Origin of the sequence: Rhizobium sp. AN80A (assembly GCF_030053015.1) — a bacterium.
Lineage (GTDB): Bacteria > Pseudomonadota > Alphaproteobacteria > Rhizobiales > Rhizobiaceae > Rhizobium > Rhizobium metallidurans.
The window spans coordinates 616451-638763 of the sequence record NZ_JASJPX010000001.1 but is presented as its reverse complement, the minus strand read 5'-3'; the positions used below and the strand labels follow the sequence as shown (position 1 = coordinate 638763).

Genomic DNA, 22313 nt, shown 5'->3' with positions numbered 1-22313 from the left:
ATGGCATCGATCGACATCCAGAACGTCAAGAAATCCTTTGGCCATGTGCACGTCCTGCAGGACGTCCAACTCAAGATCGAGGATGGCGAGTTCGTCGTGCTCGTCGGGCCGTCAGGCTGCGGCAAATCCACATTGCTCCGGATGATCGCCGGCCTCGAGGAGGTGACCTCCGGCGAGATCCGGATCGCCGGAAACCGGGTCAACGAACTGCATCCGAAAGACCGAGACATCGCCATGGTGTTCCAGTCCTATGCGCTCTATCCGCATATGAATGTCGCCGGAAACATGAGCTACAGCCTGAAGCTCAGGAAGACGGCCAAGGACAAGATCGCCAGCGTCGTCGGCGCCGCGGCCTCCAAGCTTGGGCTCGATCCGCTTCTCGAGCGCCGCCCGAAAGCTCTATCGGGGGGCAGCGTCAGCGCGTCGCCATGGGCCGCGCCATCGTGCGCCAGCCGAAGGCGTTCCTGTTCGACGAACCGCTGTCGAACCTCGATGCCCGTCTGCGCGAGCAGATGCGTGCCGAGATCAAGAAACTGCATGGGGACCTGAAGGCGACCTCGATCTACGTCACCCACGACCAGATCGAGGCAATGACGCTGGCGGACCGGATTGTCGCCATGTATGGCGGGGTGGTACAGCAGGTGGGCAGTCCGCTCGAACTCTATGATCGCCCCGCCAATCTCTTCGTCGCCGGCTTCATCGGCTCCCCGGGCATGAATTTTCTCGACGCAACCTACAGGAACGGCGGCGCGCAGCTGAAGGACGGCACCGTTGTCTCGCTGTCCACTCCGCTCAAGCTTGCCGTTGGCGACAAGGTGACGCTTGGAATCCGTCCCGAGCATGTCGTCATGACATCGGAGGAGACCGGCATGAAGGCAAGTGTCGAGCTGATCGAGCCGACCGGCTTCGGGATCATCCTCCATCTCTCGCTGCATGGTTTGCCGTTCAAGATATTCACGCTTGATCGGGCGGCACTGACGGCGGGGCCGGATGTCAATGTCAGCTTCCCCGCGCAGCATCTTCATGTGTTCGACGCGAAGGGCGAGAGGGCGAGCTGATCGCGATCAGCCTTAAGCCTCGAAGATCAGAAGGAAGTAGGCCACGAACAAAACGAGGTGCACCGCCCCCTGCATCAGATGCGTGCGACCGCTTGAAAAGGTGATGATGCTTAAGGCAAGCGTGAGCACCAGCATGATCGGGCTGCTGTGATCGAGGCCGAGAATGACGGGATTTCCCGTGAGATGGCTGATCACGAGCATGGCGGGGACGGTGAGGCCGATGGTCGACAGCACCGAGCCTAGAAAGATGTTGACCGATCGCTGCAGGTGGTTGGCGACCGATGCGCGCACCGCGCTTATCGCCTCGGGCGTCGCTACCAGTATGGCCATGATCACGCCGCCGAGTGCTGGCGGCGCGCGCAGCGTTTCGATGAAATAGTCGATCGGCGGCGCCAGCTGCTCGACAAGAAACACGACCAGCGACATGTAGACGAGGAGCATCACGATCGGCCACCAAAGCGGTCCCTGATGAGCCGCGTGACGGCTTTGAGGCATCGCCTCTTCCGTATCGTCGATGAAAAAGCCCCGGTGGCGTCCGGTCTGCAGCATCAGGAACACCCCATAAAGCCCGACCGAGATGAAAGCCAGCACAGTCTGCTGGACAGTCGAGTAACCCGGTCCGCCGCTGGGGTGAGTGAAGTTCGGCATGATCATGCTGAGCGTTGCCAGCGGCACGATCACGCCCAGATAGGCATTCGCGCCTTGCAGGTTATGCCTCTGCTCATGTCGCCGCCAGGCGCCGAGCAGCAGCGAGAGCCCGACCATCCCGTTCAGGATGATCATGACAACGGCAAACAGGGTGTCGCGCACCAGCGTCGGGTTGTTCTCGCCGTGCTGCATCACGGCGGTGATCGCCACCACCTCGATCGTGGTGATCGAGAGCGTCAGTATGAGCGTCCCATAGGGCTCGCCCAGGCGCTCCGCGAGATGATCGGCATGCCGCACGACCGCCAGCGCGGAGCCGAGAACGACGGAGAACAGCCATAGAAAAATGAGCGTGAGCAAGAAGGGGTTGGCAAGCAGCGCCAACAGCTTCGGACCCTGAAGCAGGAAAATGACGCTCGTCAGCGCGCTGATCGCAAGGAACCACTCCCGCTGCAGCATGCTGCCGGTGGGCGGACGATGCAGCGTTCCCGCATCTGCTGTCACGTCGCGTTTCTCCCGCGGCAGGTTTCCGTAGCCAGGCAGCACGTCCCATGAGAAAGGCCCGGCGACCCCATGTGATGAAAGCACGGGGCTTGCTCGGCCTCAAGATCAAATCAACCGAGCGTTTCGCGCAAGGCGCTGCGTTTTTGCTCAGAGGTTGCGTTTGCTGTGGGCGATGAACGCCCGAACAGCCGGAGAGGCTTCCGTTTTCCTGTAGGCGACGACGAGGTCGGAGGTTACGTTGGTATGAGGCAGCGGGACGTAGCGGATACCCGGTAGCCGAACGCATTCGAGCGATTTCGGCACGACCGCGACGCCTGCTCCGATCGCCACCATGCTGCCGATGCCGGTGAAGTCCCAGGAGGTGGAATCGATATTCGGCTCGAACCCCGCCTCCTTGCAGGCCGCGTAGGTCGTGCCGTGGAAGCCGACATCGCGCGGTTGCTGTGGCGTCAGAAACATTTCACCAGCGAGAGCCGCGAGATTGGCGGTGCTGCGTTCCAGTGTGAGCGGATGCCCATCCGGCACCATCAGCATGATGGGCTCGCGGCGGATGATGTGGGTTGCAAGGCCGTCGGGGATAGGCGCGGGGCCGCGGATGAAGGCGAAATCGAGCAGTCCTTCGACGATGCGGGCGAGCTGCTTGCGCAGTTCCATCTCGGTCAGGTCGATCTCGACGCCGGGGTGGTCGCGCTTGTAGGCCTTGATCGACTGCACGACGGCGCCGGAATAGGCTGCCGACGCCACGTATCCGATGGAGACGCGTCCCGTTTCGCCCCGGCTGATCCTGTTGACCGCCGCCATCGCGACATCCGCCTGCGCGAGGATCTTCATTGCCTCGTCGTAGAGCACCTGGCCGGATTGCGTGAGGTGCACGGATCGTCGTGTGCGATCGAGAAGCGACGTTCCCAAGATCTCCTCGAGTGCCATGATCTGCTGGCTCAGGCCCGGTTGGGCGATGCCGAGCCGGGCGGCGGCGCGCTCGAAGTTACGTTCCTCGACAAGGGCCACGAAGTATTTGAGGTGGCGCAGTTCGAAGGTTGGGTTGCGGGAAGACCGTCGTGAATTCAGGTTCGTCATGCGGGGGGCTGCTTTAGAATAATCATAAACTATGAGCGTTGAAAGTTATCATAACTACGACTGATGAAAATACCCCCTGTTATTTATTGGATGAATCGGGATAAGGTGACTAAACAAGTCCAGTTTTCGGATCGTGACTGGATTGGGCGGTAGAGTGGCAAGACACCTTAGTTTCATGGAAGCGCTGGCGGCAACGGCGGTGGTAGGCGTATCGGTATCGGCTCCGGGCCAATTGCGGGCGCAGGATACCGACGCTGCGACGGTTCTGGCGCCGATCACCGTGCAGTCCAAAGGCGCCGATGATCCCAAGGCGCCCGTGAAAGGCTTCGTCGCCAAGACCAGCTCGACGGCGACCAAGACGGGGACGCCGCTCCTGGAGACCCAGCAATCCATCTCCGTCGTCACCAACGATCAGATGCGCGCGCAGGGTGCTGAAACGGTCGGGCAGGCGGTGGAATACACGCCGGGCGTTTCCGGGACGCCCTACGGCTCCGATCCGCGCTTCGATTCGCCGAGAATCCGGGGCTTCGACGGCCGCCAGTCGCAATATCTGAATGGGCTGAAGATGATGCGCACCGCCGGCGCGCCGGCGATCGATCCCTATCAGCTGGAGCGCATCGAGGTTCTCAAGGGGCCGGCGTCGGTGATGTATGGCCAGGGAAATCCGGGCGGCATGATCAATCTGATCAGCAAGCGGCCGGTGTTCGAGCGCTTCGGAGAGGTCGGCCTGCAGGCGGGAAGCTATGATACCTACGGCTCGTTCTTTGACGTCGGTGGTCCCGTCGGCGACGGTTCGGATTTCGCCTACCGCGTCACTGGCCTGGTGCGCGCCGCCGGTGCCCAGACCGACAACCTCGACAACGATCGCTACTTCATCGCCCCCGCCCTGACATGGCAGCCCGATGACGATACGAAGCTGACGATCCTGACCAGCGTCCAGCGCGATAACCCCAGCACCCCATCCAGCCTGCCGGCCCAGTTGACGCTCAACGCGAAGGGCAATCGTCTTTCCCGCGACTTCTTCGTCGGCGACGAGAGTTTCGACAGTTCCTCTCGAACGCTGACAAACCTCGGCTATGAGTTCGAACAGCGTCTGAACGACGTCTGGACCTTCCGGCAGAATGTTCGCTACTCGAATTTCGACTGGAGTTATCAGGCGCTCGGTATGGCCACGTCAGGTCTGGCGGCCGATGGTCGGACCATCAATCGAAACGCCACCTTCCAGGACGAAAACCTCAACACGTTCAACATAGACAACAATTTCCTGGCTGAGTTCGATACCGGTGAAGTCGACCACAAGCTGCTGATGGGCGTCGACTATCGATACTTTTCCAACGATGCCAGCACGCAATTCTGGAGCGCTACGCCGCTTGATGCGTTCAATCCCGTCTATGGTGGTCCGATCAGGCTCACGTCCAAGACGACGGACGCGCATGTCGTCTCCGACCTGCAGCAGCTTGGCATCTATATCCAGGACGAGATGGCCTACAACAACTGGCGCGCAACGCTTGGCCTGAGACAGGATTGGGCGAGCACAAGCGGCACTTCCTTGAATGGAAAGACCAATGTCGAGCGGTCGCTCGACAAGGACGACCAGAAGCTGACCGGTCGCGCCGGCCTCGGTTATGTCTTCGACAACGGCATCGCGCCCTATATCAGCTACGCGACGTCGTTCGATCCGGTTCCGGTGCCGACGACCGGCCAGCTTCTGGAACCGACCACCGGCAAGCAGGTGGAAATCGGCGTCAAGTATCAGCCCGAGGGCTGGAACGGTTTCTTCTCGGCCGCCGTCTTCGATCTTCGCCAGAAGAACGTATCCAACACGGTCGCTCTTCCGGGCGGCGGAACGACGATCGCGCAGATCGGCGAAGTGCGCGCCAGGGGCGTCGAGCTCGAAGGTGTGGCAAGTCTCACCGACGGGCTGGACCTGCGCGCCGCCTACACGTACATGGACACGGAAATTCTGGGGCGCGCGGACAATGGCAAGCGGTTGGACAACGTCCCGGCAAACGCCGCAAGCCTCTGGCTCGATTACACCTTCCAGGAGGGAAGCGAGCTGGATGGCTTCGGCATCGGCGGTGGCGTCAGATATGTGGGACAGCGTTATGGCGATACGGCCAATACATTCGATCTTGCCGGTGTCGCTCTCCTCGATGCCGCGATCCGCTACAAGAAGGACGGCGTTACCGCGTCGCTCAACCTCAAGAACATTACGGACAAGAACTATGTCTCAAGCTGCTCCTCGTTCGGCTGCTCCTATGGTGATGGCCGCACCGTCATGGCCAGGTTGAGTTTTGCCTGGTAGGCGGCGGATAAAGTGGGCGCATGATTTCAGACAAATCCAACAGATCGGCTCTGATCGGGCGGCGGCAGGCTCTTGGCCTGCTCGCTGCCCTTGCCGTTGCATGGGATGCGAAGGCGGCAGATGCGCCAGGCCGCATCGCCGCGATCGACTGGGCGATGCTCGAAACGCTGATGGCGCTCGGCGTGACCCCGATCGCGGCGACCGAGCTCATCCAGTTTCGCAATGATGCCGTCGAGCCGGAGATTCCGTCTTCCGTCGTCGATCTCGGCTTGCGCGGCTCGCCCAATTTCGAGCTTCTCTACCTGCTGAAACCCGAGCTCATCCTGATTTCGCCGTTCTACGTCAGGCACCAGCCGGCGCTTGAGGCCATCGCTCCCGTCTACTCGCTGCCTTTCTACGTCAAGGGCGAGCCGCCCTATGCCAAGGCGCTGAACGCCGTCTCGCAATTGTGCGCTCTGCTCGGTCGCGCGGATATGGCGGCCAAGGTGCTGGCAGATCAGGGAGGCGCTGCTGGCGAGCCTTCGCCGGCAACTCGCACCGTTTTCGGCGCGGCCGACCTACATCGTCAACATCGGCGATTCCCGCCACTTCCGTGCCTTCGGCGCCGACAGCATGTTCGGAGACATCCTGCAACGACTCGGTCTGCCGAATGCCTGGACGGACCGGTCGCGCTTCACCTTCGCCGCACCGGTGCCCATGGAAAACCTCGCCGCCAATCCCGAGGCGCGTATCGTCATCGTCTCCGACATTCCCGTCGAGGCGCGAAGCGGCCTGCGCAACAGCATGATCTGGAAGTCGCTCCGGCCGGTACGGGAAGGACGCGTCGTCACCATCGGCAACGTCAACCCTTATGGCGGCATCACCGCCGGTCTTCGCTTCGCGCGGCTGTTGAGCGAAGCGCTCGCCAACAGCGGAGAGACGCTTTGACGACACGCACAGCCTTAATATTCTTCGCCGCCGCAACCGCGCTTGCGGTCCTGCTCTTCCTGCAACAGGCGCTGTCGTTCCTGCCGTTCGCTGCCTGGCCATCGCTGCCGCTGGCGCCGGATGGCATGAGCACAGAGCAGATTATTCTGGCCTACGGCGTCTTTCCAAGAGCCGCCGTCGCCATCCTGGCGGGTGCCGCCCTCGGCCTCGCTGGCGCCTTGCTGCAGCGGCTGCTGCGGAACCCGATCGCCGATCCCTCGACATTGGGCGTTTCGGCTGGCGCCCAGCTCGCCATTGTCGCGACGACGCTGTTTTATCCCGCGGTGCTTGACGGCTACCGCGCGCTCGTCGCGCTCGCGGGCGCCGGCGGCGCAACGGCGCTGGTTTTCCTGCTCGGCTGGCGCCGCAGCTTCGATCCCGTCACCATGGTCGTCTCAGGCCTGCTCGTCGGCATCACATGCGGCGCGCTGTCGGCCGCGATGACGCTTTCGCAGGGCGAATATCTCATGTCGCTGGTGACATGGAACGGCGGCGCTCTCGGCCAGCAGGACTGGTCCGTCGCCTCGACGCTTTCGCTCGAACTGCTCGCGGGCCTTGCCGCCAGCATCCTGCTGCTGCGGCCGCTGGCGCTGTTCGGCCTCGGCGACAGCGGCGCGAAATCGCTCGGCGTCGGGCTCGTCGGCATACGCGTGGCGGTCGCGGTGATCGCGGTGGGTCTGGCCGCGGGTGTCGCGGCGAGCGTCGGGCTGGTCAGCTTTGTCGGCCTCGCCGCGCCAGCCCTGGTGCGCGGTCTCGGCGTCAGGAAGCCGCATGCCATCATCCTTTTGTCGCCGGTTGCGGGCGGTCTGTTGCTCTGGCTCTGCGATGGCCTTGTGCAATTCCTCGGCTCCTCCACCAGCGAGACCTTTCCAACGGGAGCGATGACGGCGCTGATCGGCGGGCCGCTGCTGCTCTGGCTGCTGCCGAAGGTGAAGCCGGTGGAACTGCACGAGGAGCGTGCGCATGTGGCCGGTGCGAGGGCGCCGCGCAGATGGCTGATCCTGCTTCTCGCTTTCTTGCCGGCGATTGCTTTGGTCGTGCTTTTCCTGGCGCGGACCCCTGCCGGGTTCACGCTGCTGTCGACACAGGACTTCGCCGACCTTCTGCCCATGCGCTGGCCACGGCTGCTGGCGTCGGCCGCCGCGGGCAGCCTGCTCGCGATCGCCGGCACCATTCTGCAGCGGTTGACCGGCAATCCGATGGCAAGCCCCGAGGTGCTGGGCGTCAGCGGCGGCGCCGGTGTCGGCTTTGCGGCGGCGATCACCATCGTGCCTGCCGCCGGTATCGCCGAACTGTTCGCCGGCGCCGGTATCGGCTCGATGATCGTGATGATCATCGTCGTCGCATTCGCCAGCCGCCGGCAGCTCTCGCCCGAAAGGCTGTTGCTGGCGGGCATCGCCGTCAGTTCGCTGACATCGGCCATATTGTCGGCGCTGCTTGCGATCGGTGACCAGCGCTCATGGCAGATTCTTTCATGGCTCGGCGGCTCGTCGAACACGGCAACGTCGGCCTCGTCGACGGTTCTGGCGGTTCTGGCGCTGGTCAGCACGGGCATCGTGCTTTTCTTCACGCGCTGGCTGACGATCCTGCCGCTCGGCAGCGCTGTGCCGGTTGCGCTTGGCGTGCCGGTGCGCTCGGCTCGCACCACGATGATCTTCGTTGCCGGGCTTGCGACCGGCGCGGCGTCGCTACTCGTCGGACCTTTGAGTTTCGTGGGGCTGATGGGGCCGCACATCGCCCACCGCGCGGGCTTCATAAAGCCGGCGCACCAGCTTCTGGCATCGTCGGCGATCGGCGCTCTGTTGATGATCGTCGCCGATCTGGGTGCGCGCACGGCGACCTTTCCCTACGAACTGCCGCTCGGCCTGTTCGCGGCGCTCGCCGGCGCGCCCTATCTCGTCTGGCTCATCGCGGTCAGGCGCTGAGCGTCAAGCCAGTGCCGATGGCATCGCGACGCCCAGCCGCTCGGCATGGCCACGTAGCGAGTCGATAATTCCGGGAAACAGGCGCACACCGTTGGCCAGCGCGCCGCGCTTGCGCGCGAGCCCGTTCTCGCCCGGAAGGCGGACACGCTCGACGCCGGGGCGGGGCGGATTGTCGTGGCATGCATCGACGAGCCATCCCGTCTGGCGCAGGAAGGCTTCGCGACCGCCGAACGCGGCCGGATCGAATACCTGTACGGTGACCGCGGCATTGGTCCCCTTCGGCGCATCCGCGCGGCCATAGCCCGATAGCGCCTGGGTGAAGGCTTCGACATGCAGCGCCATGCCGTATCCCTTCTGGCCGTGGTCGAGCCCGCCGGTCGGCAACAGCGTCCCGCCGCGTTCGATGACACCAGGGTCACGGCTCGGGTTGCCGTCCGCGTCCATCAGCCATTCGTGCTCGTACTGGCGACCTTCGCGGATCAGGCGCTGCGCCATGTTGACCGTGGTGATCGAGGCGCTGATATCGATTAGGATCGGATCTCCCGATGTCGGGATGCCATGCGCCACGGGGTTGGGCGTGTAGACGCCCTTGCGGCCGCCGAATGGGGCGACCTGCGCGCCCGAAGGGCTCGAACTTGCGATGCTCACCATGTAGCCGCGGTCGGTCGCGATCGGCAGATAGGCGGCGAGGCAACCGATATGGTGGCTGTTGGCGATGGTTATCGTCGCCGTCCCGTATGTCTCGGCTCTATCGCAGCCAAGTTTGACGGCCTGCGATGTCAGCCATGCGCCGGGCAGGCGCTTGCCGCCCCAGGCGACGGCGGGGCCGCGGTCCGATATGACATCGGCGCTGCCCTCGCGCATCATCACGCCATCGGCGATGCTCTGCAGATACCAGCCGGCAAGTGCAAGGCCATGGGTCGTGTGCCCCATCAGATCCGCCTCGACGAGATAGAGGGCCACCGCCTCCGCTTTGTCTTCCTCCAGGCCGGCGGACATAAACAGGTCCTTGGCAAAGCCGCGCAGTGCCTCGGGCGCATATCGGATATCGGCGGTGTCGCTCATGGGTTTCTCCGTCGTTATTGAAAGTGCGAGCCGTTCAGCGCGCGAGAAAGCGCGCTTCGAGCGGCTTTCCATCCAGCGCATCCAGGACATTGCGTGCCGCCATCACCGATACCGCGCGCTTGGCATCGAGCGTGACGCCCGCCACATGCGGTGAGACGAGCGTGTTGGGGAGCTGGAACAGCGGATTGTCGGCGCCGGGCGGCTCCTGTTCGAAGCTGTCGAGACCGGCGCCGGCGAGATGGCCTTCCTCCAGCGCGCGAATAAGCGCGCCTTCGTCGACGACCTCGCCGCGCGCGGTGTTGATCAGAAGTGCGCCCGATTTCATAAGCGCGATCCGGCGCGCATCGATGAGCTTGTCGGTTTCCGGCGTCAGCGGACAGTGCAGGCTGACGATATCCGATGAAGCGAGCAGCTTGTCCAGGTCGGTCTCGCGGCGAACGCCTCCGGCAAACGCGCTTTCCGGCGTATGCGGATCGAAGGCGATAATCTCCATGCCGATCGCGCCGGCCATCTTCGCGAGCGTCTGGCCGATGAAGCCGAAACCGACGATGCCGAGCGTCTGGCCACGCAGTTCCCGGCCTTGATACTGGTTCTTGTCCCAGATGCCGTCACGGATCAGCGCATCCTGCCGCGGCAGGTCCTTGGCGAGCGTCATGATCATCGCCAGCGCGTGTTCGGCAACCGAGTGACCGTTGCTGCCTGTCGTCATCGAGACCGGAATGCCGAGCGCGGTGGCGGCCGCGACATCGATATCATTGGTCCCGACGCCATGCTTGGCGATATGCCGGAGCTGTCCGCCAGCCTTCATCTCCTCGGGGCCGAGCTTGTCGGCCAGCAGCCGGATGATGGCGGCATCCGGCTTGTGGGTCTTCATGATGTCGATCACCGCCTGCCTGTCGATATAGGGCTCGGTCGATACGACCGTGACGCCGGCTTCGACCAGCAAGGAGAACCCTTCCGGCGCCAGCTGGCCGCCGAGAACGATAACGGTTTTGTTCATTGTTCATCTCCTCCCGCGAGAATGACCGGCCATGGCGCGTGGTGACACCGAGGCGTTTCAGATCTCGTTCCGGATCAGGCCGCCTGACGTCGCGGCGAGCGGGCCATCAGTCTGGCATAGGCGATCGCCGAGAGCATGTTGACGTGATTGGCCTTGCCCGTGCCGGCGATATCGAAGGCCGTGCCGTGATCGACGGAGACGCGATCGATCGGCAGGCCTAGCGACACGTTGACGGCCGTGTCGAATGCGACGAGCTTGATCGGGATATGTCCCTGGTCGTGGTATTGCGCGATCACCAGGTCGAAAGCGCCATTATAGGCGCGGGCGAAGACGGTATCGGCCGAAATCGGCCCGACCACGTCGATACCCTTGGCCTGTGCCAGTTCCACGGCGGGCGCGAGGAATTCGGTGTCCTCGGTGCCAAACAGGCCATTCTCGCCGCAATGCGGGTTGAGGCCGGCAACGGCAATGCGAGCATTCTTGCCCAGCCGCAGGAAATGCTGGTGACCGGCTTCGATCGTGGCCAGCACGCGCTCGGTGCGTGCCCGTTCGATCGCCCCCTTCAGCGAGATGTGCGTGGAGACGTGAATGGTGTTGAGGCGCTCGGAGGCAAGAAGCATGAACGAGCTCTTCGATCCGGTCAGGTGCGCCAGAAGCCCCGTGTGGCCGTCGAAGTGATGGCCGGCAAGGTTCATCGCCTCCTTGTTGATCGGCGCTGTCACGATGACATCGGCCTCGCGCGACATCGCAAGCTCGACGGCGCGGCTGATGTAGCGGACCGAGGCGTCGCCCGCGACCGGGCTGACCTTGCCGATTTCGGGCAGGGCGGCGCCGAGATCCACTTCATCGACGGCGATGCTGTCCTCACCCGACGACCCGGCAAGCGCGAACCGCAGGCCCGTTCCAGCTGAACGATTGGCACGCTCAAGCGCTTCGGTGTTTCCGACGATCACGAAATCGCGGCGCTCGATCTCAGGCAAGGTTGCCAGCGCCTTGACGATCACCTCGGGGCCGACGCCGGCCGGATCACCCAGAGTCACCGCGACTTTTGCATTTCTGTCCATCAGTCACATTCCCTTATTGGATCGAAGGCACTCAGTAGGCGGCTTCGTATATCGAACGTATGTCGGCGCGCGCGAGATCGCGCGGGTTGTTGTCGAGAAGACGGCGAATGGCGAAGGCATCGTCGGCCATGGCGTCGAGATCGCTATCCGGCACGCCGAGCGCCGAGAGCTTCATCTCGATGCCGAGATCGGCGCAGAAGGAATAGGCCGCGTCGAAGACCGACTGCACGTCGTCCGATGTCTTGCGGCCAAGCGCGTCCATCACCGCGCGGGTCTTTTCCGGAACCGACGGTGTGTTGAACGCCAGCACATGCGGAAAGATCAGCGCATTGGCGGCGCCATGGGCGATATGCCAGCGCGTGCCGAGCGGATAGGCCAGCGCGTGACCGCCAGCGGTGTTGACCGGCCCGAGACAGAAACCGCCGTAAAGCGAGGCGAGCGCCAGGCCGGCGCGGGCCTCGGCGTCGGCGCCATCCTTGACGGCGCGGGCGAGATACTTGCCGACCAGTCGGGTTCCCTCGATCGCGTAGAGGTCGATCATCGGATGCGCCTTGCGATTGGTGAAGGCCTCGACGCAATGCGCCATGGCGTCGACACCCGTCGCCGCCGTCGTGCGCGCCGGAACGGTGAAGGTCAGCGCCGGGTCGATAACGGCGATATCGGCGAGCATGTGGATGCTTTCCACGGCAAGCTTGGCCATCGTCTCGGGATCGGTGACCAGCGCGCGAATGCCCGCCTCACTGCCCGTTCCAGCCGTCGTCGGCACTTGCGCCAGCGCCACACGGCGTGGGCCGTGGACCTTGTTGGGACCGACGACTTCGCGCAGCGTCTGCGACGAGCCGGCAAGAACCGCGGCCAGCTTTGCAAGATCCATGGCACTGCCGCCGCCGAACCCGACGACCAGCTGCGCATCGGCGGCATTGGCGGCCGCAAGCACCTTGTCCAGATTGGCGGTGTCCGGCTCTGGCGTCACATCGGCGAAGACCGTGATCTCACCCTTCAGGCCGAGTGTGTCGACGCGCGTGGAATTGAATGCGTCGGAAATAACGAGGATCCGGGCATAGCCCTTGTCGCTCGCCCATTTACCCAGGCGCTCCGCCGTCCCCACGCCGAACTCGATGATATCGGGCCTGATGATTGTGATAGGCGAATCCAAGCTGACCACCGGATTACTCCTCCCCTGCGGTATCGCGGCATCTTTCGGTGCCGCCAAGATGTAAATTTGTTATACCAGCTCTGTCGTGTTGGCAAGCTTGGAGAGTATATTTGTTCGGAAAAATACAATGCGCTCCAGCTGGGTGCCGTCGTGTTTGCCGGAAATGTCAACTATCTGTTTGATAATGTTGTATTATTGCGCAGAGCAGAAAAGTTTCCGCACGAAGCGACCCTTTGCGTGGTGCACTGGCCAGCGGCCGACTAATTTGTAAATTCCAATCAATGCGGCGCCAGATCGACGCGCCAAGCTGGTCCGCTGGCGCGTCGATTTGACAAGCGGCGTGAGGCTCGGCCTCAGCAGAGCGCGTCCGGAGACAGCCGCACATACTTGATCGCGCGGCGATAGTACGTGTAGGCGATATGCACCGTGCCATCGGCCCCTTGGGTTATCGACGGGTAGGAAAACTCGCGGTTGACGGCATCCTTCGAGTTGTTGCTCAAGCAGTAGCCATCGCCGGTATCGAGGTCGATCCGGCGCGGAAAGCTGTGGCCGCCATCCGTCGAAAAGGCGAGGCTAAGCGGCGCGCGCGGCACGCCCCAGATCGCCTTGCGTCTTTGGTGCGGTTCAGCTGCGGCGGACGCGGTTTCCTCGTCGCCTTCGATCTCGTCATAGAGCGACAGACGCCGGGCGTCGGACATCGAGGCATTACAGTGGTTGTAAACCATTGCAATATCGCCATTTTTCAGCTTGACTGCCTGGATGGACGAATTGTTGTTCGGCAGGTCGATCGGCTCCGGCGCGCTCCAGCTTTCGCCGTCACGCGAGCGGCTGGATAACACCGATTCGGCGAAGCGGTTGCGATAGAAGGCGACGAATTCACCGTTCGGCAAGGGCACGATGTTCATGTGAACAGCGCCCACGCTGTCGGGCACCTCGGTCATCGCCCAGCTTTTCCCGGCGTCGCGCGAGATCAGCACGCCCGCGGTATCGGCGTCGCCCGTCCAACGCTCGCCGGACAGTCCGACGCAGCGAAAGACGGGTAGAAGCCAGGTGCCGGCGCCGTTCACGACAATGGGCTGCCTCACGAACGTGCCGGGAAGATCGCACAGCACGCGGACCTCGCCGAAGGTAAGGCCACCGTCTTTGGATATCCGACATTTGACAACCGAGCCGTCCTGGTTTCCAGATGTCTGAGAGGTGTAAAGCAGCCAGACATTTCCATCAGGAGCATTGAAAATCAACGGATTTTGCTCGGACTTTGCAGGATCGTCGGACATTTTCTCCGGTTGCGACCATTGCGTGGCGCCGGGCGCCAGGCGCGACATGTAAATCGAGATGTCGCCCATGCCCTCCATCGTGCCGCCGAACCACACACAGGTCAGCGTCCCGTCCGGCAGGAAGGCGAGATTGGCCGCATGGTTCTGGATGCAGGGGGAGAGGAGGTAGGCGTCGAAACGTCCGCTTTCGCTGCGATTGGCGGTAATTTCGCCCGTCATAAGGGCCGGAACGGCATCCGGCTGCAAACCCGTGAAGGCCATGTCGTCCTCCTTACGGCAATGTCTTGTAGGCTTCGGCAAGCGATGCGTAATCCGCGTCGCTGATCGGCATCAGCGGCGCGCGCGTACGCTTCCAGGCGGGGTTGCCGGTCTTCAGGCCGACCATCGCCTTGATGGTCGGGATCTGGACGTAGGAATTGGACAGCGTGCGGTAGGCGTTGATGCGCGCCTGCGCGGTTTCGACTGCGTCGGCGCTGCTTTCGTCGTGCACCTTGTCATAGACGGTGCGCAGCGAATCCGCGACGAGGTTGGAGGTTGCCGTGATGCAGCCGGCGCCGCCGGCCTTCAGCAATGGCAGCAGCAGCGGATCGGCGCCCGCAAGAACCGAGAAGCCCGGGTAGGCGGCGATGATTGCCTGCATGTTGTTGAAATCGCCCGCTGATTCCTTGATGCCGGCGACCGTGTCGGGGAAGGCTTCGATCAGCCGTCCGATCAGCGGCACCGACAACGGAACGCCTGAAACCTGCGGAATATGATAGAGGATGACTGCAATCTGTTGTCGGCGATCTTCTCCAGGATCTGGGAATAGGCGGCAAACAGGCCGTCGTCGGAGACACCCTTGTAGTAGAAGGGCGGCAGCATCACGACCTTTGTCACGCCGAGCGACAGGGCATGCTTGGTCAGTTCCACCGTCTCCTGGATGGCGACGACGCCGGTGCCTGGCAACAACTTGTCCGTAGGGATGCCCGCCTTCAGTGCCGCCTCGAGGATCGCCTTGCGCTCGCTCGAGGAAAAGGAATTCGCCTCGCCCGTGGTGCCCAGAAGCGCCACGCCGTGGCATCCTTCCGAAAGCAGGCGCTGGCAATGCTCGGTAAACAGGCCGAGATCCGGGCTTCCGTCGGCATTGAGGGGAGTGGCGGCTGCACTATAGACACCGGTGATCTTGTGATTGTTCATGTCGTCCTCCTCGGATGAACGCCGCAAATGGCGGCAAAAGGCGGGAAGTCCAGCCCTGCAAGATGCGGGTTTTCTCATCCTCGTTCCGTATGTTGTCAATATGACAAAGCGCATTTCAATCGATCGAATTTTTTAAGTATTTGAAATTTAATAAGAAAAATTTTTGTGCGTTTTGCCGACGTGTTGTTGAATTAATTTCTGTTGACATATTTACATTATCGAGCGAGTGTCAGCGCCACGTCATGACGCACTTTCGGGATGGAGCGAAAGATGGAGACGTCATCGATTTTGTCATGGGAGGATGGAATGACTGATCGGACTAATAACGAAAATAAAGGAATGTCGCGTCGCGAGGCGTTGAAGCTCAGCCTGGCCGCGGGTGTCGGCCTGACGATTTTCGGCCTGAATGCGCGCATCGTGCTCGCCCAGGACGGCCAGGTTCTGAAGGTGGCCAACCCGGCGTTCAACCAGGATTGGTCGCCACTGCGCGGCGGCGGCGTTCCATTCCGCTGGAACTCGATCTGGTGGGCCTCGCCGATGTATTTCGACAGCGAAGGCAAGATCAAGCCTTACGTCTTCACCAGCTGGGAATCATCGGACAACAAGGTCTGGACCTTCAAGATCGACCCCAAGGCCGTCTTCTCGGATGGCAGCAAGATCACCGCGGCCGACGTCAAGGGCTCCTGGGAAGTCGCTTCCATGCCCAACACCAAGAGCCAGCGCGCCGACCAGGTGCTGAGCAAGGTTCAGGGCTACAAGGAAATCGGCGCCGGTTCCGGCAACGAGCTGACGGGCGTTGCCACGCCTGACGAGGGCACGGTTGTCGTAACGCTGACGGAAGCCGACCCGATCTTCTTCATGCGCCTTGCAAACCACATCGCGCCGATCACCAAGGCCGCGCAGTCTCGCGGCAGCGACGGCGAGGAAGTGGTGGATTGGTACAAGCCCGACAGCAGCGCCGTCTATTCCGGCCCGTTCAAGCTCACCAGCATCGATATCGACGCCGGCAAGCTGGTGTTCGAGCCGAACGAGAACTTCTTCGGCCCGAAGCCGAAGCTGGCGCGCATCGAGATCACCTCGATCGAGGACAACGTCACCGCGACGTCACTGATCAAGTCCGGCGAGTTCAACGCACACACCGAGCTGGTCACCTCGACGATCATCCAGGACCTCGGCCCTGAATTCTCCGCCGGCCCGCTGATCCCGACCAGCCAGCACTTCTGGTTCAACGTCACCCGCGCGCCGATGGACGATCCGAAGGTTCGCCAGGCGCTGATCATGGCAATCGACCGTGACGGTCTCTTCAAGGCTTCCTATCCCGATGGTCCGCACAAGAAGGCCGATCAGATCCTGAACTCGGTGCCCGGCGCCGACAATTCCGGCTTCGAGCCCTATCCTTACGATCCGGCCGCCGCCAAGAAGCTGCTCGCCGAATCCAGTTACGGCGGGCCTGAGCGCCTGCCGAAGATCCTCTTCGTCGGTATCTCCGCTCCGGCCATTCAGGCCGCGGCGCAGTTCATCGCCGAACAGTGGCGCCAGAACCTCGGCATTACCGCCGTCGACATGAAGCCGCAGCAGGACTCCTACGCCGGTCCGGACCAGAACTCGGTGCAGATCTTCCGCGACGACGTCGGCACCCGCGTGCCTGACGCCGTATCCTACCTCGCCGGCTGCATTGCCTCGACCTCGTCCAACGCCCAGAACAAGCTTGGCGGCTACAAGAACGAGAAGGTGGATTCCGCTCTCGCCGAAGCCGCGACCAAGGCGGCCGACGATCCCGATCGCATCAAGCTCGCACAGGATGCCCAAAAGGCATTCCGCGAAGATTGGGCTTTCATTCCGTGGTACTCTCAGGCGATGTCGCGCTGGGCCACCAAGGAGGTCAAGGGCATGGAGAAGAACCTCGACTGGCAGGTCGTGGCGCCCTGGGACATTTCGATCGGCTGAGCTGCTCAGAAACCTACGAACAGATAGCCCGCCCGTAATCGGATTCTGGGCAAATTAGCAACCGCGCGAAGACCGCAAGGCCTTCGCGCAAGTTTCAAGAAGACATCGCATGTCCGCATCGCCGCGGAAACGTGTCTACCAACCGGTGGGAGGTGACCTTGTTACGCTACGTGCTAACCCGGTTTGCCATCTGGATTCCGTCAGTCCTGATCGTAATGCTGGCCGTCTATGCGCTGGCTTTCTATGGTGCTGGCGATCCGATCAAGCTGATCTTTCTGCGTGCACCCGGCGATGTCGCCTATAATCCGCAGCGCATCGAAGCCATCCGCGAAAGTGCCGGCCTGAACAGGCCCTTCATCGAGCAGTTCGGCCTTTACATCTGGAACCTCCTGCATGGGCAGTTCGGCAATTCGCTGACCTCGGGCCGCTCGGTCTGGGCGATGGTCTCCGCCGCCGCTCCCGTTTCCTTCAAGCTGGCGCTCTGTTCCATCATCCTCACGACGGTCATTGCCATTCCGCTCGGCATGATCGCCGCGATGAACCAGAACAGCCGCCTCGACTATGCTATCCTCGGATCGGCGCTCTTCCTCTGGGCGATCCCGGCCTATGTTGCGGGCCCGCTGCTGATGGTCGGTCTCATCGTTCTCCTGCCTGGTGTCAGCGTTCCCTATGGCTGGGGCGGCGTCTTCGACGTGCGCATCCTGCTGCCGCTGATCGTCCTATCCTTCCAGCCGATCGCGCTGATCGTGCGCCAGACGCGCGCGGCCGTCATCGAGGTGCTGTCGGAGGATTTCGTCCGCACCGCCCGCGCCAAGGGTGTGCCTGAAATGGTGGTAGCCTTGCGCCATATCCTGCGCCCGGTGCTGACACCCGTCGTCACACAGCTCGGCCTTATCATGATCACCATCGTCAACGGCGCGATCTTCGTCGAGCTCGTCTTCGGTCTGCCCGGCCTCGGCCGCCTGACCGTGCAGGCGCTGACCAATTCCGACTATCCCGTCATTTTGGCGATCACGCTCATCGGATCCTTCCTGGTGATGATGTCGAACCTCCTGGTCGATGTTCTCTATCCGCTACTCGATCCGCGTGCCAACGATGCAAGAAGGAGCCGCTGACCATGTCCGCTATCCCTCTCTCTCCCGTCGCCCAACAGGAAGAGGCGCCCGTCAATCTGTGGCGCGACGCCTGGTATCGACTGAAGCGCAACAAGCTCGCCGTCTTCGGGCTGATCGTCGTGGCCATCCTCGCCTTCACCGCGATCTTCGGCCCCTATCTGACACCCTATGACTATCTGAGCCAGGATCTGCAGGCCCGCAACGCCACCCCGTCGCTGACGCATCTTTTCGGCACCGACGATCTCGGCCGCGACGTCTTCAGCCGCGTCGTCTTTGGCACCCGCACGGCCTTCCTGGTCGCGGTCATCGTCACCGTCATCGCGGTCTTCATCGGCACGCTGCTCGGCGCCATCGCCGGCTTCTTCGGCAATCCGTTCGATCGCGTGATCATGTGGCTGACCGACATGACCATGTCGGTACCGAATCTGCTTCTCGTCGTCGTCATCAACGCCTCGCTGAAGGCGCCGATCGCCAAGTGGATGGAAGCGCAGTATCTGGCGACCCTCAATCCCTTCTATCGCCAGACCGTGTGGGTCGACTTCATGCTGGTCTTCGGCTCGATGGCGCTGATCTCCTGGCCGCCCTATGCGCGTCTCGTCCGCGCCCAGGTCCTGTCGATCCGCGGCCGTCCCTATATCACCGCCGCCCAGGCGCTGGGCCTGTCGAACTGGGTCATCATGAAGCGCTACGTCATTCCGAATGCGCTTGGCCCATTGATCGTTTCGGTCAGCGCCGGTCTCGGCACGGCCATGGTTCTGGAAAGCGCCTTCAGCTTCCTCGGCGTCGGCGTCAATCCGCCCACACCCAGCTGGGGGCAACATGATCTCCGACGGCCTGCGTGTCTGGCAGCACTATCCGCACCTGCTGGCCGCCCCGGCCGCCGTCCTCGGCCTTGCCTCGGTCGCCTTCAGCTTCCTCGGCGATGGCCTCAACGACGCACTCAATCCGCGGGGTTCCAAATAATGAACACGACGCGATCCAATGAGAAACTGCTCGATGTCCGCGGCCTGACCGTCGAGATCGACGGCAGAAACGGCCCGGCGGTCGTGGTCGATGGCATCGACCTGCACGTCAACAAGGGCGAGACGCTCGGCGTCGTCGGCGAATCCGGCTGCGGCAAGAGCCTGACCATGCTGAGCCTGATGCGGCTTCTGCCGAACAAGATCAAGGTCACCAAGGGCTCGGCGAGCTTCGATGGTCACGACCTGCAGAAGATGTCAAACAGGGAACTGCGCAAGGTGCGCGGCGGCGATATCGGCTTCGTCTTCCAGGATCCGATGACCTCGCTGAACCCGGTCATGCGCATCGGCGATCAGATCTGCGAGCCGCTGATCTACCACCGCGGCATGAAGAAGGCCGAAGCGCGGACCCGCGCCGTCGAACTGCTGCGCCTCGTCGGCATTCCCGGTCCCGAAGAGCGGCTGCAGGCCTATCCGCACGAACTCTCCGGCGGCATGCGCCAGCGCGTGATGATCGCGATCGGCCTTGCCTGCAATCCGAAGCTTCTGATCGCCGACGAGCCGACGACGGCGCTCGACGTCACCATCCAGGCGCAGATCGTTGACCTGGTGAAGGACCTGCGCGCCAAGCTCGGCATGTCGGTCGTCTGGATCACCCACGATCTGGCACTGATCGCCGGTCTCGTCGATCGCGTCGCCGTGCTCTATGCCGGCACGGTGGTCGAGGATGCCCCCGTCGACGAACTCTACGCTCGCCCGAGCCACCCCTACACGCGCGGCCTGCTCGCTTCGATCCCGAAGCTGTCGGATGCGCCGGCAAGCCGTCTGAGCTCGATCGGCGGCACGCCGCCGGAACCCGGTCGCCGTCCCAAGGGCTGCCCATTCGCTCCGCGCTGTCCGTTGGCGGAAGCCGTTTGCCACGAGCGCGTGCCGAAACTCGAGCCCATTTCAGGCGCCGGAAACCACCGCACCGCCTGCTTCGTCGTCCAGAAAATGCAGGAGGCCGCGTGATGGGTGCCCAACCGCTGCTCAAGGTCGAAAACCTCGTCAAGCATTTCCACGTCAAGCTCGGCGCCTTCGGCGAACGCTCGGCCACCGTCTATGCGCTCGACAACGTCAATCTCGACATCATGGAAGGCGAGACGCTCTCGCTCGTCGGCGAATCCGGCTGCGGCAAGTCGACAACAGGCTTTACCATCCTCAACCTCTACAAGGCGACATCTGGCAAGGTCGTCTACAAGGGGCAGGACCTGGCGACGCTGGATGAAAAGCAGATGCGGCCTTTCCGTCGCGACCTGCAGATCGTCTTCCAGGACCCATATTCCACGCTCAACCCGCGCATGACGATCGGCGAGGCAGTCGGCGAGCCGATCCTCTTCCACAAGCTCTGCACCAAGGCCGAGTTGAAGGGCCGCGTCGCGGCACTCCTCACCGACGTCGGCCTGCCGACCCGTTTCGCGCAGCGTTATCCTCACGAGCTCTCCGGTGGTCAGCGCCAGCGCGTCGTCATTGCCCGCGCGCTTGCCTGCCAGCCGAAGTTCATCGTCTGCGACGAGGCGATCTCGGCGCTCGACGTGTCGATCCAGGCGCAGATCATCAACCTGCTGCTCGACCTGCAGGAAAAATACGGCCTGACCTATCTGTTCATCGCTCACGATCTCGCGGTCGTGCGCCATATCAGCACCCGCGTCGGTGTCATGTATCTCGGGCGTTTGGCGGAGCTCGCGACCCGTGAGGAGCTGTTCGAAAACCCGCTGCACCCCTACACCAAGGCGCTGCTTTCGGCCGTTCCGGAAACCGATCCGGAGCTTGAACGCACCCGCACACGCCAGATCCTCCAAGGCGACGTGCCGAGCCCGCTCAACCCACCCAGCGGCTGCCGCTTCCATTCGCGCTGCCCGATCGCCATGGATGTGTGCAGCAAGGTCGTGCCGGAGTGGAAGGAAGCCAAGCCCGGCCATCTCGTTGCCTGCCACGCGGTGAACACGGGACAGGCTGCATGACGCTGAAGGTCGCGATCATCGCCGACGATCTGACCGGCGCGCTCGACACGGGAACCCCGTTCGTCGACGCCGGTCTTTCCGTTGTGGTGGCGATCGATGTCGAGGCAATCGACGATGCTCTGGCGACCGGTTGCGAGGTGTCAGTTGTTAACACCGCCTCGCGCGCCCTCCCGGAGGGGGAAGCGGCGAGAAGGGTCGGCCTCGCGGCCAGCGCTCTTCTTGCCGCACATCCCGAGATCGTCCTGAAGAAGATCGATTCCCGGCTGAAGGGCAATGTCGCGGCCGAAAGTGCCGCCATTGCCGCCATCTTCGGCCATCGCGAGGTAGCGGTCGCCCCCGCCATTCCCGACCAGGAGCGTTTCACCCGTGATGGCCATGTGGTCGGACGCGGTGTGGAGGCGCCGTTGTCGGTTGCCGCCCTTTTCGACGGCAGTGACGATCGGGTTGTGATCGCAGATGCAAGCAGCGATGCGGATCTCGACCGGCTCGTCTCGGCGCATGATTGGACGACGACGCTAGCCGTCGGAGCTCGCGGACTCGGCAGCGCTTTTGCTCGTCATCTTCGCCGCGGACGTGGCGCGGCGACGGCGTTCGACCCGACGCGCAATACGCTCTTCGCATTCGGCTCGCGCGACCCGATCACCGGCGCGCAAATGGCCCGGCTCGAGGCGTCGGGGTTTCTGCGTGCCTCGATCGCGGCGCCGATGGGTGCGCTCGACCAGACTGAAGCGCTGGACCTGCCGGCACTGCTATGCTGCACCGGCGACATATCGGAGGACGCGGTCGCCGTTGCCGATCGCTTCGCCAAGGGCGTGAAATCGGCGATCGAACGGACGCATCCCGATATGCTGATGGTTGGCGGTGGCGACACGGCTCTGGCGGTGTTTAGGGCGCTCGGCGTTCGCACGCTGGTGCCCAAGGGGGAAATAGAGGCGGGGATACCCTGGTTCGACGTGACAGCCGCCGATGGTCGCCATTTCCGTTGTGCGGTAAAGTCGGGGGGCTTTGGGAAACCCGATAGTTTGCTAAGACTGATTTCTCAGAATCAGGCGGCCTGAAACAATGCCTGCG

The 22313-nt window shown here is 62.9% G+C and carries 14 protein-coding genes and 4 pseudogenes; 10 read left to right on the top strand and 8 right to left on the bottom strand.

Annotated elements, in window-relative coordinates:
• Positions 1-1058, top strand: a pseudogene (gene ugpC / locus P3R82_RS03000) (sn-glycerol-3-phosphate ABC transporter ATP-binding protein UgpC).
• 12 nt (positions 1059-1070) lie between these two features.
• Here ugpC and P3R82_RS02995 read toward each other — a convergent pair.
• Together P3R82_RS02995 and P3R82_RS02990 are read right to left on the bottom strand one after the other, a co-directional pair.
• Positions 1071-2162 (bottom strand): calcium:proton antiporter, encoded by a 1092-nt coding sequence (locus P3R82_RS02995; RefSeq protein WP_283193498.1) that lies wholly within the window; start codon positions 2160-2162, stop codon positions 1071-1073.
• Positions 2163-2354: 192 nt separating this feature from the next.
• Positions 2355-3284, bottom strand: a complete 930-nt coding sequence (locus tag P3R82_RS02990; protein WP_283192946.1) for a LysR substrate-binding domain-containing protein — start codon at positions 3282-3284, stop codon at positions 2355-2357.
• Positions 3285-3459: 175 nt separating this feature from the next.
• Here P3R82_RS02990 and P3R82_RS02985 point away from each other — a divergent pair, with 175 nt between their 5' ends.
• The 3 genes and pseudogenes from P3R82_RS02985 (at position 3460) to fhuB (ending at position 8480) form a co-directional block, all read left to right on the top strand.
• Complete coding sequence (locus P3R82_RS02985; protein WP_283193497.1) at positions 3460-5589, top strand: TonB-dependent siderophore receptor; 2130 nt, start codon at positions 3460-3462, stop codon at positions 5587-5589.
• 20 nt (positions 5590-5609) lie between these two features.
• Positions 5610-6516: pseudogene (locus P3R82_RS02980) on the top strand (iron-siderophore ABC transporter substrate-binding protein).
• Entirely contained in the window at positions 6513-8480 is a 1968-nt protein-coding gene (fhuB, locus tag P3R82_RS02975; protein WP_283192945.1) for a Fe(3+)-hydroxamate ABC transporter permease FhuB, read from the top strand. Before P3R82_RS02980 ends, fhuB begins: the two are co-directional and overlap by 4 nt.
• A 3-nt stretch (positions 8481-8483) precedes the next feature.
• Here the strand turns inward: fhuB and P3R82_RS02970 are convergent, their stop codons facing one another.
• The 6 genes and pseudogenes from P3R82_RS02970 to P3R82_RS02945 all read right to left on the bottom strand — a co-directional run bounded on the left by P3R82_RS02970 (position 8484) and on the right by P3R82_RS02945 (position 15218).
• The gene (locus tag P3R82_RS02970; RefSeq protein WP_283192944.1) at positions 8484-9545 is read right to left on the bottom strand and encodes an Ldh family oxidoreductase; all 1062 of its coding nucleotides are present in this window, start codon (positions 9543-9545) and stop codon (positions 8484-8486) included.
• Between the two features lie 34 nt (positions 9546-9579).
• On the bottom strand, positions 9580-10545 hold the full coding sequence (locus tag P3R82_RS02965) for a hydroxyacid dehydrogenase (RefSeq protein ID WP_283192943.1): 966 nt from the start codon (positions 10543-10545) through the stop codon (positions 9580-9582).
• Between the two features lie 74 nt (positions 10546-10619).
• Positions 10620-11609: a 4-hydroxythreonine-4-phosphate dehydrogenase PdxA gene (gene pdxA, locus P3R82_RS02960; RefSeq protein WP_283192942.1), complete on the bottom strand. Its 990-nt coding sequence runs from the start codon at positions 11607-11609 to the stop codon at positions 10620-10622.
• Positions 11610-11640: 31 nt separating this feature from the next.
• Positions 11641-12774: an iron-containing alcohol dehydrogenase gene (locus P3R82_RS02955; protein ID WP_283192941.1), complete on the bottom strand. Its 1134-nt coding sequence runs from the start codon at positions 12772-12774 to the stop codon at positions 11641-11643.
• A gap of 344 nt (positions 12775-13118) precedes the next feature.
• A complete protein-coding gene (locus P3R82_RS02950) occupies positions 13119-14303 on the bottom strand; it encodes an exo-alpha-sialidase (protein WP_283192940.1) in 1185 nt (394 codons plus the stop codon).
• A 10-nt stretch (positions 14304-14313) separates the two neighbouring features.
• Positions 14314-15218: pseudogene (locus P3R82_RS02945) on the bottom strand (dihydrodipicolinate synthase family protein).
• A 306-nt stretch (positions 15219-15524) separates the two neighbouring features.
• Between P3R82_RS02945 and P3R82_RS02940 the strand changes: the two are divergent.
• From P3R82_RS02940 to P3R82_RS02915, 6 genes and pseudogenes are all read left to right on the top strand, one after another.
• Complete coding sequence (locus P3R82_RS02940) at positions 15525-17165, top strand: ABC transporter substrate-binding protein (RefSeq protein WP_283192939.1); 1641 nt, start codon at positions 15525-15527, stop codon at positions 17163-17165.
• 158 nt (positions 17166-17323) lie between these two features.
• On the top strand, positions 17324-18280 hold the full coding sequence (locus P3R82_RS02935) for an ABC transporter permease (protein ID WP_183898223.1): 957 nt from the start codon (positions 17324-17326) through the stop codon (positions 18278-18280).
• A 2-nt stretch (positions 18281-18282) separates the two neighbouring features.
• Positions 18283-19243 (top strand): annotated as a pseudogene (locus tag P3R82_RS02930) (ABC transporter permease).
• Positions 19243-20250, top strand: a complete 1008-nt coding sequence (locus P3R82_RS02925; protein ID WP_113362685.1) for an ABC transporter ATP-binding protein — start codon at positions 19243-19245, stop codon at positions 20248-20250. The pseudogene P3R82_RS02930 and the gene P3R82_RS02925 overlap by 1 nt, the downstream one beginning before the upstream one ends.
• Positions 20250-21242, top strand: a complete 993-nt coding sequence (locus P3R82_RS02920; RefSeq protein WP_283192938.1) for an oligopeptide/dipeptide ABC transporter ATP-binding protein — start codon at positions 20250-20252, stop codon at positions 21240-21242. Before P3R82_RS02925 ends, P3R82_RS02920 begins: the two co-directional genes overlap by 1 nt.
• The gene (locus P3R82_RS02915; protein WP_283192937.1) at positions 21239-22300 is read left to right on the top strand and encodes a four-carbon acid sugar kinase family protein; all 1062 of its coding nucleotides are present in this window, start codon (positions 21239-21241) and stop codon (positions 22298-22300) included. Before P3R82_RS02920 ends, P3R82_RS02915 begins: the two co-directional genes overlap by 4 nt.
• The last annotated feature ends 13 nt before the right edge of the window (positions 22301-22313 follow it).

Bases quoted from the DNA above. Each gene is read 5' to 3' on its own strand.
- P3R82_RS02995 (WP_283193498.1), bottom strand. From the start codon at position 2,162: ATGCTGCAGCGGGAGTGGTTCCTTGCGATCAGCGCGCTGACGAGCGTC.
- P3R82_RS02990 (WP_283192946.1), bottom strand. From the start codon at position 3,284: ATGACGAACCTGAATTCACGACGGTCTTCCCGCAACCCAACCTTCGAA.
- P3R82_RS02985 (WP_283193497.1), top strand. From the start codon at position 3,460: ATGGAAGCGCTGGCGGCAACGGCGGTGGTAGGCGTATCGGTATCGGCT.
- P3R82_RS02970 (WP_283192944.1), bottom strand. From the start codon at position 9,545: ATGAGCGACACCGCCGATATCCGATATGCGCCCGAGGCACTGCGCGGC.
- P3R82_RS02965 (WP_283192943.1), bottom strand. From the start codon at position 10,545: ATGAACAAAACCGTTATCGTTCTCGGCGGCCAGCTGGCGCCGGAAGGG.
- pdxA (WP_283192942.1), bottom strand. From the start codon at position 11,609: ATGGACAGAAATGCAAAAGTCGCGGTGACTCTGGGTGATCCGGCCGGC.
- P3R82_RS02950 (WP_283192940.1), bottom strand. From the start codon at position 14,303: ATGGCCTTCACGGGTTTGCAGCCGGATGCCGTTCCGGCCCTTATGACG.
- P3R82_RS02940 (WP_283192939.1), top strand. From the start codon at position 15,525: ATGACTGATCGGACTAATAACGAAAATAAAGGAATGTCGCGTCGCGAG.
- P3R82_RS02925 (WP_113362685.1), top strand. From the start codon at position 19,243: ATGAACACGACGCGATCCAATGAGAAACTGCTCGATGTCCGCGGCCTG.
- P3R82_RS02920 (WP_283192938.1), top strand. From the start codon at position 20,250: ATGGGTGCCCAACCGCTGCTCAAGGTCGAAAACCTCGTCAAGCATTTC.
- P3R82_RS02915 (WP_283192937.1), top strand. From the start codon at position 21,239: ATGACGCTGAAGGTCGCGATCATCGCCGACGATCTGACCGGCGCGCTC.